Here is a 14821-nt window from a genome sequence, read left to right as displayed (position 1 = left end):
AACTGATTGCTTTTTTCTTGACAAGACTATCGCACTGCGATATAATCAATGTATAACGAACCTCGATATATCAAGAGACGAAAGGAGTGCTATGCAGGAGAAGATTAAGCGGGTCTACATTCCCATGACCGAGACGGCTTTTTATATCCTCTTTGCCTTACAAGAGGAGCGGCACGGGTATGAGATTACCCAGCGGACCAAGGAGCTAACTACTGGACAGGTCATCATCAGCCCTGGCACCATGTACGGCACCTTATCCAAGATGGAAAAGGATGGCTTGATTGCCTTCAAACGAGAAGAAGAAAAACGCAAGCTCTACCAGATAACTGCCCTGGGTAGGGAGATTCTGGCTCTAGAGTTGACACGGATCGAACGCCTATATAAAACCAGCAGAGGAGAAAGCCTATGACAACCAAGACGGAAGTGAAATTCTTTTTTATCACCGATTTTGAGGAGGAAGCCAACTACCTGACGGCCATGCACCGCAAGGGCTGGAAGCTGACCAAGATTCGCTTTGACTGCCTCTTTCATTTTGAAGAAACGGCGCCTCAAGAAGTGGTCTATCGCTTGGATTTTAAGGATAATGGCAGAGCTGACCAGGAGACTTACTACCAGCTCTATCGGGATTATGGTTGGGAACCTGTAACGACCTGCAACAGCTTTGAGATTTTTAGAAAACCTGCCAGCCAAGTGGAAGATGATGATATTTTCAGTGATGAGACCAGTCGCTGGGAGATGATTCGACAAATTTTTATAAGACGGTTTTTGATTTTGTTGAGCATGGTTGTCTTGACTATTGCTGGCGGCTCATTCTTTAATAAGCTAGATTTAGCGGTGACAGTTGCCATGATTGATGTACCGATTTGTTTTTATGTCGGTTACCGTTTTTACCAATTATGGAAGAAATACAGAAGGAACTAATATGAAAAAACAACCAATCGCAGCTCTGCTACTGAATGTTGTGACTTTTGTCAGCTTTGTTTTGCCACGGACAGACCTATCAGCCACAACTCTTTCTGACTGGGGGGGTCAATCTTCTGGCTCTGGTTCAGCTAGTCGTGATGTCACTTTTAGTGATTCGATTCTTCAGACAAAAGAAGTCTTCTCGGTCTTAAGACTGAAATTAGCACTCTTGGTAAAAGAGTGCTAATTTTTTCTTGACAAGGAGAGAGGATGGTGTATAATAGGAGTATAAGATTTAGCACTCGATACTTTAGAGTGCTAATAGAAAGGAGCTCGCTATGATTACCCAACGGCAGACAGAGATTCTGAATCTGATTGTGGAGCTCTTTACCCAGCACCATGAGCCGATTGGCTCCAAAGCCTTGCAAGACGTCTTGTCATCTAGTTCGGCGACCATTCGCAACGACATGGCAAAACTTGAGCAGTTGGGCTTGCTGGAAAAGGCGCATACCTCAAGCGGTCGCCTGCCTAGCCGAGCTGGGTTTCAGTATTTCGTGACCCACACGCTCAATCGAGAGTGGATGGACGAGGCGGATGTCTATCAGGTGGTCAAAGCCTTTGACTTTGAAGCCTTTCGCCTAGAGGATATCTTGGAGCGGGCGGCACAGGTCCTGGCAGAGATGACAGGTTACACGGCTGTCTTGCTCGATGTGGAGCCGACCCAGCAACGCTTGACCAAGTTTGATGTGGTGCAGCTGAGTAGCCATGACGCCTTAGCTGTCTTGACACTCGATGCTTCTAAGCCTGTCACCGTTCAGTTTGCCATTCCAAAAAACTGGTTGACACGGGATTTAGCGACCCTCAAGCAGTTGGTTGATGAGCGTTTCATCGGGCAAACGGTCTTGGACATCCACTACCGCCTGCGGACGGAGATTCCTCAAGTGGTGCAGCGCTATTTCACCACGACGGACAATGTGCTGGATGTCATGGACTATCTTTTTCAGCCCCTTTTTCAAGACACTGTCTTTGTCGCTGGGAAAATGGCTACGCTGACCTACGGCAGTCCAGAGACCTATCAGTTTTTGGATAGCCCACAAGCCTTGGCAGTCAGCCTGCGGTCAACCGTGACAGAGCAGGAGACGACCGCTATCTTGGTCGGTGATGCACGAGAGTCTGTCTTGAGTGAGCTGACCGTCATTCATCACCGCTTTCCAGTCCCTTATCGGGGCATGGGGCAGATGAGCTTGATAGGACCGATTGACATGGATTACCATCGGCAGATGAGCCTCATCAATGTCATCAGTCGAGTCCTCTTCATGAAGCTGCAAGACTATTACCGCTATCTCAATAGCAATCATTATGAAGTACATTAAAGGAGGAAGCATGTCAGAAGAAGTGAAACAAGACGACATTCTTGAAGAAGAAGGTGTCGACGAATCAGTAGAAGTAACCGAAGAAGTCACTGAAAGTCCAGAAAAAACAGAGCTGGAAATGGCGACTGAGCGAGCAGAAGAGTTTGAAAACAAATACCTGCGAGCCCACGCTGAAATGCAAAACATTCAGCGACGTGCCAGTGAAGAACGCCAGACCCTGCAACGCTACCGTTCGCAGGACTTGGCCAAAAAAATCTTGCCTAGTCTGGACAACTTAGAGCGTGCCTTAGCTGTTGAAGGCTTGACGGACGACGTCAAAAAAGGCATCGAAATGGTGCAAGATAGTCTCCTCCAAGCCCTGAAAGAAGAAGGCGTCGAAGAGGTTGAGACAACAACTTTTGATCCAAATCTCCACATGGCAGTTCAAACCCTACCAGCTGATGACGACAACCCAGCAGACACCATCGCTCAAGTCTTCCAAAAAGGCTACAAACTCCATGAACGCCTGCTTAGATCAGCTATGGTGGTGGTGTATAATTAATGTTATTCTTACGTAACATTACAGAAGAAAACTTTTTTGACTGTCTGGGCATAAAGTCGGGCTTGTTGGAAAAAGACCATGTGGATTCAGTTGAGTTTTCATTGGCAGAAGCGTGGCTGAATTCTGATTTTCAACCACGAGCGATTTATCAAGATGACGATTTAATCGGCTTTGTTTCCTTTTATGTGGGAGACAATCATTATCAAATCATCAACTTTTTGATTGATCAGCCTTATCAAGGCAAAGGTCTAGGAAAAGCAGCCGTCCAGCTGAGCTTGGACTATCTGAAAAAAGAATACCAAGCTAAACAAGTTTCCTTACCTGTCCATTTAGAGAATCAAAAGGCTAGAAGGTTCTGGACGGCGCTTGGCTTTCAAGAATCGGAGAACATCGAAGACGCGTATCTTTACATGCGTCGAACACTCTGACCGCAATGTCATTAAACTAGGCGGTAAGTCAGAAATCTTTGATTTCGTTGACGCACCCCCGCAAGGCTGATTAGGTTTTTCACAGTCCATAGGACGAAGAAATACCAATCAGCTACTGCGAAAAGAAATAACCAATCAGCGAGCGGATGCGAGCTGATAACCGACACTTTTCGCCGTAGCAAGAGTGATGACAGCGAGAATCGCAGTCATCACGGCGGAAATTCTGAGACTTTGGCTCAAAATTTAGCAATGAAACGCCGGAGGCGGTTGCTTGCGTCCGTGCTACCTAAGAAAAGTGTCAAAAACAAAAAGAAAATAAATAATAAGAGGTAAACACTATGTCTAAAATTATCGGTATTGACTTAGGTACAACTAACTCAGCAGTAGCAGTTCTTGAAGGAACTGAGAGCAAAATCATCGCTAACCCAGAAGGGAACCGCACTACTCCATCTGTTGTGTCCTTCAAAAATGGCGAAATTATCGTTGGTGACGCGGCAAAACGCCAAGCAGTGACCAACCCAGATACCATCATCTCCATCAAATCTAAAATGGGGACTTCTGAAAAAGTATCTGCCAACGGCAAAGAATACACCCCACAAGAAATCTCAGCCATGATTCTGCAATACCTCAAAGGCTATGCAGAAGATTACCTTGGCGAGAAAGTGACTAAGGCAGTTATCACTGTTCCTGCCTACTTCAACGACGCGCAACGTCAAGCGACCAAAGACGCTGGTAAAATCGCTGGTCTGGAAGTAGAGCGTATCGTCAACGAGCCAACCGCAGCAGCTCTGGCTTATGGTCTTGACAAGACAGACAAAGAAGAAAAAATCTTGGTCTTTGACCTTGGTGGTGGTACCTTTGACGTGTCTATCCTAGAACTCGGTGATGGGGTCTTCGACGTTCTCGCCACTGCTGGTGACAACAAACTTGGTGGTGATGACTTCGACCAGAAAATCATCGACCACATGGTGGCAGAATTCAAGAAAGAAAACGGCATTGACTTGTCAGCTGACAAGATGGCTCTCCAACGCTTGAAAGATGCAGCTGAAAAAGCTAAGAAAGACCTGTCAGGTGTGACCCAAACTCAAATTAGCTTGCCGTTCATCACTGCGGGAGCAGCTGGACCACTCCACTTGGAAATGACCCTGACTCGTGCGAAATTTGATGAATTGACCCATGACTTGGTAGAGCGTACCAAAGTGCCTGTTCGTCAAGCTCTTTCTGACGCTGGTTTGTCAGCTTCTGAAATTGATGAAGTTATCCTCGTTGGTGGTTCAACCCGTATTCCAGCGGTGGTTGAAGCTGTCCGTAAAGAAACAGGTAAAGAACCAAACAAATCTGTTAACCCTGACGAAGTCGTTGCTATGGGTGCCGCTATCCAAGGTGGTGTCATCACTGGTGATGTGAAAGACGTTGTTCTCTTGGACGTTACGCCATTGTCACTCGGTATCGAGACTATGGGTGGGGTCTTCACTAAACTCATCGATCGTAACACCACTATCCCAACTTCTAAATCACAAGTCTTCTCAACAGCGGCTGATAACCAGCCTGCCGTAGATATCCATGTTCTTCAAGGTGAGCGCCCGATGGCAGCAGACAACAAAACACTTGGTCGCTTCCAGTTGACAGATATTCCAGCAGCGCCTCGCGGTATCCCTCAAATCGAAGTAACTTTCGACATTGACAAGAACGGTATCGTCTCTGTTAAGGCCAAAGACCTTGGGACACAAAAAGAACAAACCATTGTCATCAAGTCTAACGATGGCTTGTCTGAAGAAGAAATTGAGCGCATGATGAAGGACGCTGAAGCCAACGCTGAAGCTGATGCGAAGCGTAAAGAAGAAGTGGATCTTCGTAACGACGTGGACCAAGCCATCTTTGCGACTGAAAAGACCATCAAGGAAACTGAAGGCAAAGGCTTTGACGCCGAGCGTGACGCTGCCCAAGCTGCTTTGGACGAACTCAAAGCTGCCCAAGAAGCTAACAATTTGGATGACATGAAAGTTAAATTTGACAACCTCAATGAGAAAGCGCAAGCCTTGGCGGTGAAAATGTATGAGCAAGCCGCAGCAGCTCAGCAAGCTGCCGCAGGCGCAGAAGGTGCTAGCCAAGCTAACCCAGCAGGTGACGATGTCGTAGACGGCGAGTTTACGGAGAAGTAATGCACCAACATTGATTGTTGCTAAAGCAACTAATCAATGAACGCCAGTCGCTATTCTGGCGACTGGCTAGGTGCCTTACTAGATGATTCGGGAAGTTATTATCGAACTTCCTGAATAGTCGTCGTCTCTGTACAGTTGAATACCGTTGTTGTACAATAAACATTCAAACCAGAGGTTGATACCCAGCCTCTGGTTTTCGGGTAATGGAAAAAGTTTCCAACTAAATGTGACTTGCTGCTCTGCTATGGCGAGCGAAGCGAGCTCTTAACGGATACTTTTTGCCGTAGCAAGAGTGAGGATAGCGATTTGTCGCAATTCTCACGGCGGTCTTCTGAGACTTTGGCTCAGAATTTAGCCATGGAACTCCGAAGGAGATCGCTGGCGTCCGTGCTACTTAAGAAAAGTATCAAGAAAAAACCGAAAGGTAAAATTATGAACAATACAGAATACTACGACCGATTAGGCGTCTCTAAGTCTGCGTCGCAAGACGAGATTAAAAAGGCTTATCGGAAATTATCTAAAAAATACCACCCAGACATCAACAAGGAAGCTGGGGCGGAGCAAAAATACAAGGGCATCCAAGAGGCCTATGAGACGCTCGGTGACGAGCAAAAACGGGCCAGCTATGACCAGTTTGGACCTGCTGGAGCAGGCGGTGGTTTTGGTGGTGGTGGCTTCGGCGGCTTTGATGGCTTCTCTGGCGGCGGCTTTGGTGGCTTCGAGGACATCTTCTCTAGCTTTTTCGGTGGTGGCGGTGGTTCTCGGAATCCTAATGCCCCTCGTCAGGGCGATGATCTTCAGTATCCAATCCGTATCAGCTTTGAAGAAGCTATCTTTGGTACGGAGAAAGAAATCAGCTACCAACGTCAATCCACTTGTGGGACATGTAGTGGGTCAGGGGCCAAGCCAGGTACCAGTCCTGTGACCTGTGGACGGTGTCATGGTCAAGGGGTGATCAATGTTGATACGCAAACGCCGCTTGGCATGATGCGTCGTCAGATGACTTGTGATGTCTGTCACGGACGAGGCAAGGAGATCAAAGACCCATGTCAGACCTGTCATGGTACAGGTCATGAGACCAAAGTGCATAAGCTATCCGTGAAAATACCTGCTGGAGCAGAAACTGGACTGAAACTACGTCATTTAGGCGGTGGAGAAGCAGGTTTCAATGGCGGTCCTTACGGTGACTTATATGTCATCATCACCGTTCTCCAAAGCGATAAATTCAAACGCGATGGCACAACGATTTACTACAGCATGGATATCAATTTTGTTCAGGCTGCTCTTGGTGACACGGTTGAGGTACCGACTGTTCATGGTGCGGTTGAGATGAGCATTCCAGCAGGGACACAGACTGGCAAGACTTTCCGCCTCAAAGGTAAGGGAGCACCGCACATCAGAAGTGGCGCAGTGGGTGACCAGCATGTCACGGTTAATATTGTGACCCCGACCAAACTTAACGACGGTCAGAAAGCTGCGCTCAGAGATTTTGCGGCAGCCAGCGGCTTGGATGATGTCCATCCTAAACGCAAAGGTTTCTTTGACAAGGTGAAAGATGCCCTGGAAGAGCTATAAGAACTGCTCTGCTATTTTTCCAAAGCCCTGCGGGGCTTTTTTGGCGAAATGGTCAGAGAAATCAGAAAATTTTAGGGAATCCAGCTATCAAATTGTCTTAAAATATGATAGAATAAAGAGGCACCTGATAACGTGGGAGCTTGAATAACGCTGCTAAATCAAGTTGATTTTGTCTGGTTTAGCATGACGATATTATTCTAGCAGTAACATGTCGAGGTGAGACTAGAGACGATACGATAAAGGAGAACCTTATGGCAACTTACAATCACAAAGACATTGAACCCAAGTGGCAGAAGTACTGGGCGACTAATCACACTTTTAAGACGGGTACGGACAAGGATAAGCCGAACTTTTATGCCCTAGACATGTTTCCTTACCCATCAGGAGCGGGTCTCCATGTGGGACACCCTGAGGGTTACACGGCGACAGATATTCTCAGCCGTTACAAGCGGGCGCAAGGCTACAATGTCCTTCACCCTATGGGCTGGGATGCCTTTGGTCTGCCGGCTGAGCAGTACGCCATGGATACGGGAAATGACCCTGCTGACTTTACGGCAGAGAATATTGCCAATTTCAAACGTCAGATTAACGCTTTGGGCTTTTCCTATGACTGGGATCGGGAAATCAATACGACTGACCCTGACTACTACAAGTGGACCCAGTGGATTTTTACCAAGCTTTATGAAAAAGGGCTGGCTTATGAAGCCGAAGTTCCTGTCAACTGGGTAGAGGAATTGGGGACCGCCATCGCCAACGAAGAAGTCTTGCCAGACGGCACGTCTGAACGAGGTGGTTATCCAGTCGTTCGCAAGCCGATGCGCCAGTGGATGCTGAAAATAACTGCCTATGCAGAGCGTCTTCTCAATGACTTGGAAGAGCTGGACTGGCCAGAATCCATCAAGGACATGCAGCGCAACTGGATTGGCAAATCAACAGGTGCAAATGTGACCTTCAAGATCAAGGATACAGACCGTGAGTTCACTGTCTTTACCACACGACCTGATACCCTTTTTGGAGCGACTTATGCGGTTCTTGCGCCAGAGCACGCCCTGGTCGAAGAGATTACAACTGCTGACCAAGCCCAAGCTGTTGCAGACTACAAGCACCAAGCCAGCCTCAAGTCGGATTTGGCTCGGACAGACCTCAACAAGGACAAGACGGGTGTTTGGACGGGTGCCTATGCCATCAACCCTGTCAATGGACGAGAGATCCCCATCTGGATAGCAGACTATGTTTTAGCGAGCTACGGGACAGGTGCCATCATGGCAGTACCTGCTCACGATGAGCGGGATTGGGACTTTGCCAAGGCCTTTGACCTTGAGATTATTCCTGTCCTTGAGGGTGGCAATGTCCAAGAAGCAGCTTATACAGAAGATGGTCTTCATATCAACTCTGATTTCCTTAATGGACTGGATAAGGCGGACGCTATTGCTAAAATGGTGGCTTGGTTAGAAGAAAACGGCGTTGGTCAGGAGAAAATCACTTATCGCCTTCGCGACTGGCTCTTTAGCCGTCAGCGTTACTGGGGTGAGCCGATTCCTATTATCCATTGGGAAGATGGGACCAGCACGGCGATTCCAGAGAGTGAGCTGCCGCTCATCTTGCCAAAAACCAGTGATATCAAGCCGTCTGGCACAGGCGAGAGCCCATTGGCTAATTTAACTGACTGGTTGACAGTGACCCGTGAAGATGGGGTCAAGGGTCGTCGTGAGACCAATACCATGCCGCAATGGGCAGGCTCAAGCTGGTATTACCTGCGCTACATTGACCCGAAAAACAGTGAAAAATTGGCAGACGAAGACCTTCTCAAGGCCTGGTTGCCAGTTGATATTTACATCGGTGGGGCTGAGCATGCTGTGCTTCACCTGCTCTATGCCCGCTTCTGGCATAAGTTCCTCTACGACATTGGCGTGGTGCCGACCAAGGAACCTTTCCAAAAACTCTTTAACCAAGGGATGATTTTGGGGACTAGTTACCGTGATGGTCGTGGGGCGCTGGTGGCTAGTGACAAGGTAGAAAAACGTGACGGCAGCTTCTTCCATGTGGAAACGGGTGAAGAGCTAGTACAGTTGCCAGCCAAGATGTCCAAGTCCCTAAAGAATGTGGTTAACCCTGACGATGTGGTCAACCAGTACGGGGCTGACACGCTGCGGGTTTACGAGATGTTCATGGGGCCGCTTGATGCGTCTATCGCTTGGAGCGAGGAAGGTCTGGAGGGCAGTCGCAAGTTCCTCGACCGTGTCTACCGCTTAATCACGACCAAGTCATTGGTTACGGACAATAGCGGAGCGCTGGACAAGGTGTACCATGAGACAGTGAAAGTCGTCACTGAGCATATTGAAGAGCTCAAGTTCAACACAGCCATTGCCCAGATGATGATTTTCGTCAACGCTGCCAACAAAGAAGACCAGCTCTATCTCGACTATGCCAAAGGCTTTATCCAGCTGCTAGCACCATTTGCACCGCACTTGGGTGAGGAACTCTGGGAGCAGGTAACAGGTGCAACAGATGGCATTTCCTATGTGACCTGGCCGACCTATGATGAGAGTAAACTGGTCGAAGACGAAATCGAAATCGTTGTCCAAATCAAGGGCAAGGTCAAAGCTCGCCTAACGGTTGCCAAAGACCTGAGCCAAGAAGAGCTGGAGAAAACTGCTCTGGCAGATAGCAAAGTCCAAACCGAGATAGCAGGACAGACGGTGGTCAAGGTCATTGTTGTACCGAATAAGTTGGTCAACATTGTGGTTAAGTAAAACGTTACTCGTTTGCCACCTTCCAGAGTCTCCCCAGTCTCTGGAAACCAACCAAACTTGTCAGCATCGTTACAAGTAACGGTCACTCGTTTCTTTGCTGATTTCCAACTTCCAACAGTCTACTTCCAGACTGTTTTGGGGGAATCGGTAGGGGAAGCCCCTTTAGATTAGATATTGCGCTGGGGAGTTTTTTCCAAATGCCATTATTTAAAACGTTACACTAATGTTAGTTGATAGATGCTAGTTTACACTACTGAGATTGTAAACTAGTGTCTGTTTTTTGTTTACTTTTACGATATGCTGTAGCATCGGGGCTTAAAAAATATTTTTTCAAAATGTCTTGACTTTATCTGAAAATTTGATAAAATATTTCAAGAAATAAGGACTTTTAAGGTGGGACAGAGAGCCTACTAAGGGACTTCGACAGTAAAAAGAAAAAGGTATTGGCTTTTTCTGCATTATCGAATAACCAAGCAAGTCTCATTTCGGTATCATTGGGACTTATTTTTATGCCAAAAATCAGTCTCATCAAGAAAAGGAGAAGACATGGCAGAGAAAAAATTATTGTTTGATATTCACGAGAGCCCTGATTTGGGGAAAGGGTTGTTGCTTAGTATTCAGCACGTGTTTGCGATGTTTGGCGCAACGATTTTAGTGCCACTGCTATTAGGAATGTCGGTGTCAACAGCCTTGCTAGCTTCTGGTATAGGGACCTTGATTTATATGGTGTCAACTAAGTTCAGTGTTCCCGTTTATTTAGGTTCATCGTTTGCCTACATTTCAGCGATGGGATTTGCCAAAGAGCAGATGGGGGGAGATATTTCAGCAGCACAGACAGGTATTATTCTTGTCGGTTTGGTCTATGTCCTTGTGGCTTTGTTGGTTGGTAAGGTCGGTACAGCGTGGATTGATAGGCTCTTGCCACCTGTTGTTATCGGGCCGATGATTATTGTGATTGGTCTTGGGTTGGCTAATACTGCTGTAACTAGCGCAGGTTTCGTTAAAGACGGTGACTGGCGCAACATGCTGGTAGCAGGGGTCAGCTTTATGATCGCCGTCTTGGTTCAAACCAAGGGCAAAGGTTTTATGAAGGTCATTCCCTTCTTGATTGCCATTGCTGGTGGCTACATCGTGGCTGCTTTGATTGGGTTGGTTGACTTTACTCCTGTTAAGGAAGCAGCATGGTTTGCTCTACCGACCATTAGCCTACCATTTGCCACTGGTATCGAGAGTTTTGGTCAGTACAAATTTTACTTTGGTCCTGAAGCGCTAGCTATTCTACCGATTGCTATTGTAACCATTGCTGAGCACATCGGTGACCACATGGTTCTAGGTGAAATTACTGGTCGGAATTTCTTGAAAGAACCTGGGCTCAATCGTACCCTAATCGGTGACGGGGTGGCAACGGCATTCTCAGCTTTTATCGGAGGTCCTGCTAATACGACTTATGGTGAGAATACGGGGGTTATTGGGATGACACGAATTGCCAGCGCGTCAGTCATCCGTCACGCAGCTTTCATCGCTATTGGTCTTAGCTTCTGTGCCAAGTTTACCGCCCTCATTTCAACGATTCCAACAGCAGTATTGGGAGGGATGTCCATTCTTCTTTATGGGGTTATCGCCAGCAACGGTCTTAAAGTCTTGATTAAGTCAAAAGTCAACTTTGGGGCTTCGCGTAACCTTGTTATCGCCTCTGCGATGCTGGTGCTTGGTCTTGGCGGAGCGGTTTTGCAGATCGGCTCTAGCTTGGTCATCTCAGGGACAGCCCTAGCAGCTATTGTTGGTGTCTTGCTCAATCTGATTTTACCAAAAGAATCAACAGAATAAACAGTCAAAAGCTGGAGCAGAAATGCCTCAGCTTTTTAGCATGATGGCTACAAATAAAGGACAAAATGGAGAGATGGTTCAGTCAGATTATTTTGAAGAGATTTTCTTCTCCGATTTGTCCTATAAAGAGGAGTCAAAAGGTGCAATTTTTCTAAAAAAAGGTATAATGAAAAGGAGTGACAACTCACAAAATAGAAGGAAAAGCTCTGCTATTTTCCTAAAAGAGGATAAGACATGAAAATAATTATCGTCGGAGGTGGAAAGGTCGGTACCGCCCTCTGCCGTTCTCTGATTGACGAAGATCATGATGTGACCCTGATTGACGAGGATGAGCAAGTCATTAAGACGGTGACCAAGCGTCATGATTTGATGGGAATTGTTGGTAATGGGGTGAATTTTCAAATTTTAGATGAAGCAGATGTCCGTCACTGCGACATTTTTATTGCCCTAACGGATAAGGACGAAGTTAATATGATTGCTGCTGTTTTGGCTAAAAAAATGGGAGCCAAGGAGACGATTGTGCGGGTGCGTAATCCCGAATATTCAAACCCTTATTTTCGTGACCACAACATTCTTGGTTTTTCACAAATTATCAACCCTGAGTTGTTGACAGCTCGCTATATTGCTAATGCTATCGAGTTTCCAAATGCCCTATCGGTTGAGCATTTTTTCAACGGTCGCATTATGTTGATGGAATTTAAGATTGCCGAGAACAGTCGTTTGGTTGGCCTGTCTTTACAGCAATTCCGGAAAAAATTTGAAGACATTCTGATTTGTGCCATTGTGCGTGGCAAGGAGGTCATCATTCCTGACGGTCTGGTCTCCATTCAAGCCAATGATAAAATTTTTGTGACAGGGCAACGTCAAGCCATGGTTAATTTCCACAATAGCATAAAAACACAGGTCATCAAAAACTTTATGGTTATCGGAGCTGGCAAGATTGCTTACTACCTCATGACCATTCTCAAAAATACAAAAATTAATGTTAAGTTAATCGAACTCAAACGAGATCGGGCTGAATTTTTCAGTGAAACTTTTTCACACTTGCATGTGGTCAAAGGTAATGGCACTGCAAAAAATGTCTTGCTTGAAGAGGGCGTTGAGCATTACGATGCTGTCGCAACCTTGACTGGGGTCGACGAAGAAAACATCATTGCGTCGATGTACTTAGACAGTCTCGGTATTCCTAAAAATATCACTAAGATTAACCGAACAAGTTTGCTAGAAATTATCGGAGACCGCGATTTTTCGAGCATTGTCACCCCAAAACTCATTGCCGTTGATAGTATGATGCACTTTATTCGTGGCCGTAAGAATGCTCAAGAATCAAGTCTTGAAGCCCTGCACCATGTGGCGAAAGGTAAGGTTGAGACCCTCCAGTTTGACATTACAGATCATAATAAAGCGACTGACAAACCACTTGATAGTCTACGCTTAAAGCCAAATATTGTCATCATGGCTATTATCCGAAAAGGGAAAGCTATTTTCCCAACTGGACAGGATTGCTTCCAAATCAATGATAAGGTGATCGTTGCGACGTTGCAAAAAAACATCCACAATATTTGTGATTTGTTAGATTAGGAGGCGATATGAATCATTCAATTATTCGCCGTACCCTGTCGAAATTACTCTTGATTGAAGCGGCACTGATGGTCGTCCCATTAGTTGTTGCCATAATTTACCACGAAGAAGCAAAGGTTTTTCGAGCCTTGCTGATTACAATGGGGTTGTTGACGCTGATTGGCCTTTTTGGGAGTCTCATCAAACCCAAAACTGAAAAAATCTACGCCAAAGAAGGCATGCTAATTGTCTCTTTGTGCTGGGTACTTTGGTCCTTTTTTGGTGCTCTTCCTTTTGTCTTTAGTGGTCAAATCCCATCTCTAGTTGATGCGTTTTTTGAAGTGAGTTCAGGATTTACCACAACAGGGGCAACGATTTTACCGGATGTTGGCGTTTTGTCCCCGTCACTCCTCTTCTGGCGGAGCTTTACGCACCTTATTGGCGGCATGGGGGTATTAGTTTTTGCCTTGGCCCTGCTCAATAACGAGAAAAATAGTCATCTTGAAATCATGCGAGCAGAGGTCCCTGGGCCTGTCTTTGGTAAGTTAGTGTCGCGACTGAAGGACACTGCCCAAATCCTTTATGTTATTTACCTCAGCCTTTTTGCCATTTTAACCCTCCTACTTTACTGGGCTGGTATGCCATTCTTTGATAGTCTGATTATTAGTATGGGAACAGCTGGAACAGGCGGTTTTGCGGTCTATAACGATAGCATTGCCCATTACAATAGTTCTTTGATCACAGGGATTGTAACCGTTGGTATGCTTGTTTTTGGTGTAAACTTTAACCTCTATTATCTCCTTTTGCTCAAGAAAATCAAACTTTTTTTCAAAGATGAAGAGTTAAGGGCCTATCTTATTGTAATTTTTGGGAGTGCGGCGCTGCTTTTTCTCAATATCGGAGGTTTGTTTGCAAGCTCTGGTAAGGCTCTGGAAGTCATCTTTTTCCAAATTGCAAGTTTGTTAAGTTCCACTGGTTTTGGCTTGCTTGACATATCGTCGTGGCCGATGTTTTCTCAGATGATTTTGCTCATGCTCATGTTTATCGGAGGGATGGCAGGATCGACCGCTGGTGGCTTTAAGGTGATGCGGGTCTTGATTTTAGCTAAGATCATCCGACTCCAAACCCTACAAAATCTCTATCCCAATCGCATCATGACCGTCCATGTTAATGACCGCACCTTAGATAAGGGTACTCAGCATAGCATCATGAAATATTTTGTGGTCTACGTTGCCCTATTTATCGGATTGGTCTTTGTCCTTAGTCTTGATAGCAACAACTTTTTGGTGGTTATCAGTGCCAGTGCCAGTATTTTTAACAATATTGGGCCAATATTGGGAACAACAGAGACCTTTGCTTTCTTTAGCCCATTCTCAAAAATAGTCATGTCCTTCATGATGATTGCTGGGCGATTGGAAATTTTTCCGCTCCTCTTGCTCTTTAGCAAAAAAGCCTGGTCTAAATATTGAACCGCACCCCAAAAGTTAGACAGATAATCTAACGAATGGGGTGCTTTTTTATGAAATTGAGCTACGAAGATAAATTAAATCTCTATGAGCTAAGAAATAAAGGGGTGACGTGGTCCCAACTTAGCCAAGCTTACGATATTCAGATTTCCAACCTCAAATATATGGTAAAGCTTATGGATAGGTATGGAGTCGAGATTGTTAGAAAGGGTAAAAATACGTATTATCCTCCC

General features: G+C 45.9%; 13 protein-coding genes and 1 pseudogene. All 14 read left to right on the top strand.

Annotation, left to right across the window (positions count from 1 at the left end):
- The first annotated feature begins 91 nt into the window (after positions 1-91).
- Entirely contained in the window at positions 92-409 is a 318-nt protein-coding gene (locus ACERC5_RS07100; RefSeq protein WP_373660498.1) for a PadR family transcriptional regulator, read from the top strand.
- Complete coding sequence (locus tag ACERC5_RS07095; RefSeq protein ID WP_373657952.1) at positions 406-921, top strand: DUF2812 domain-containing protein; 516 nt, start codon at positions 406-408, stop codon at positions 919-921. The genes ACERC5_RS07100 and ACERC5_RS07095 overlap by 4 nt, the downstream gene beginning before the upstream one ends.
- Before the next feature lies 1 nt (position 922).
- Complete coding sequence (locus ACERC5_RS07090) at positions 923-1150, top strand: hypothetical protein (RefSeq protein ID WP_373657953.1); 228 nt, start codon at positions 923-925, stop codon at positions 1148-1150.
- A 91-nt stretch (positions 1151-1241) separates the two neighbouring features.
- Positions 1242-2276, top strand: a complete 1035-nt coding sequence (gene hrcA / locus ACERC5_RS07085) for a heat-inducible transcriptional repressor HrcA (RefSeq protein WP_373657954.1) — start codon at positions 1242-1244, stop codon at positions 2274-2276.
- A gap of 10 nt (positions 2277-2286) precedes the next feature.
- Positions 2287-2817, top strand: a complete 531-nt coding sequence (gene grpE / locus ACERC5_RS07080; RefSeq protein ID WP_373660497.1) for a nucleotide exchange factor GrpE — start codon at positions 2287-2289, stop codon at positions 2815-2817.
- On the top strand, positions 2817-3245 hold the full coding sequence (locus ACERC5_RS07075; protein ID WP_373657956.1) for a GNAT family N-acetyltransferase: 429 nt from the start codon (positions 2817-2819) through the stop codon (positions 3243-3245). Before grpE ends, ACERC5_RS07075 begins: the two co-directional genes overlap by 1 nt.
- Positions 3246-3583: 338 nt before the next feature.
- Entirely contained in the window at positions 3584-5407 is a 1824-nt protein-coding gene (gene dnaK / locus ACERC5_RS07070) for a molecular chaperone DnaK (RefSeq protein WP_373660496.1), read from the top strand.
- 432 nt (positions 5408-5839) lie between these two features.
- Entirely contained in the window at positions 5840-6982 is a 1143-nt protein-coding gene (dnaJ, locus tag ACERC5_RS07065) for a molecular chaperone DnaJ (RefSeq protein WP_373657959.1), read from the top strand.
- Positions 6983-7233: 251 nt separating this feature from the next.
- Positions 7234-9735, top strand: coding sequence for a leucine--tRNA ligase (leuS, locus tag ACERC5_RS07060; RefSeq protein WP_373660495.1), 2502 nt, complete (start codon positions 7234-7236; stop codon positions 9733-9735).
- A 546-nt stretch (positions 9736-10281) separates the two neighbouring features.
- Positions 10282-11562, top strand: a complete 1281-nt coding sequence (locus ACERC5_RS07055) for a uracil-xanthine permease family protein (RefSeq protein WP_373660494.1) — start codon at positions 10282-10284, stop codon at positions 11560-11562.
- Positions 11563-11602: 40 nt separating this feature from the next.
- Positions 11603-11800 carry a hypothetical protein gene (locus ACERC5_RS07050; protein WP_373660493.1) on the top strand — a complete coding sequence of 66 codons (198 nt, stop codon included), beginning with the start codon at positions 11603-11605 and terminating at the stop codon, positions 11798-11800.
- Entirely contained in the window at positions 11797-13143 is a 1347-nt protein-coding gene (gene trkA, locus ACERC5_RS07045) for a Trk system potassium transporter TrkA (RefSeq protein ID WP_373660492.1), read from the top strand. The genes ACERC5_RS07050 and trkA overlap by 4 nt, the downstream gene beginning before the upstream one ends.
- An 8-nt stretch (positions 13144-13151) precedes the next feature.
- On the top strand, positions 13152-14591 hold the full coding sequence (locus ACERC5_RS07040; RefSeq protein ID WP_373660491.1) for a TrkH family potassium uptake protein: 1440 nt from the start codon (positions 13152-13154) through the stop codon (positions 14589-14591).
- A 50-nt stretch (positions 14592-14641) separates the two neighbouring features.
- A pseudogene (locus tag ACERC5_RS07035) lies at positions 14642-14821 on the top strand (IS3 family transposase); the annotation flags it as partial.

The organism is Streptococcus sp. E24BD (genome assembly GCF_041807825.1).
Lineage (GTDB): Bacteria > Bacillota > Bacilli > Lactobacillales > Streptococcaceae > Streptococcus > Streptococcus entericus.
The sequence above is the reverse complement of the archived record's forward strand: the minus strand, read 5'-3'. Positions and strand labels throughout refer to the sequence as shown.

Bases quoted from the DNA above. Each gene is read 5' to 3' on its own strand.
- ACERC5_RS07100 (WP_373660498.1), top strand. From the start codon at position 92: ATGCAGGAGAAGATTAAGCGGGTCTACATTCCCATGACCGAGACGGCT.
- ACERC5_RS07095 (WP_373657952.1), top strand. From the start codon at position 406: ATGACAACCAAGACGGAAGTGAAATTCTTTTTTATCACCGATTTTGAG.
- ACERC5_RS07090 (WP_373657953.1), top strand. From the start codon at position 923: ATGAAAAAACAACCAATCGCAGCTCTGCTACTGAATGTTGTGACTTTT.
- hrcA (WP_373657954.1), top strand. From the start codon at position 1,242: ATGATTACCCAACGGCAGACAGAGATTCTGAATCTGATTGTGGAGCTC.
- grpE (WP_373660497.1), top strand. From the start codon at position 2,287: ATGTCAGAAGAAGTGAAACAAGACGACATTCTTGAAGAAGAAGGTGTC.
- ACERC5_RS07075 (WP_373657956.1), top strand. From the start codon at position 2,817: ATGTTATTCTTACGTAACATTACAGAAGAAAACTTTTTTGACTGTCTG.
- dnaK (WP_373660496.1), top strand. From the start codon at position 3,584: ATGTCTAAAATTATCGGTATTGACTTAGGTACAACTAACTCAGCAGTA.
- dnaJ (WP_373657959.1), top strand. From the start codon at position 5,840: ATGAACAATACAGAATACTACGACCGATTAGGCGTCTCTAAGTCTGCG.
- leuS (WP_373660495.1), top strand. From the start codon at position 7,234: ATGGCAACTTACAATCACAAAGACATTGAACCCAAGTGGCAGAAGTAC.
- ACERC5_RS07055 (WP_373660494.1), top strand. From the start codon at position 10,282: ATGGCAGAGAAAAAATTATTGTTTGATATTCACGAGAGCCCTGATTTG.
- ACERC5_RS07050 (WP_373660493.1), top strand. From the start codon at position 11,603: ATGATGGCTACAAATAAAGGACAAAATGGAGAGATGGTTCAGTCAGAT.
- trkA (WP_373660492.1), top strand. From the start codon at position 11,797: ATGAAAATAATTATCGTCGGAGGTGGAAAGGTCGGTACCGCCCTCTGC.
- ACERC5_RS07040 (WP_373660491.1), top strand. From the start codon at position 13,152: ATGAATCATTCAATTATTCGCCGTACCCTGTCGAAATTACTCTTGATT.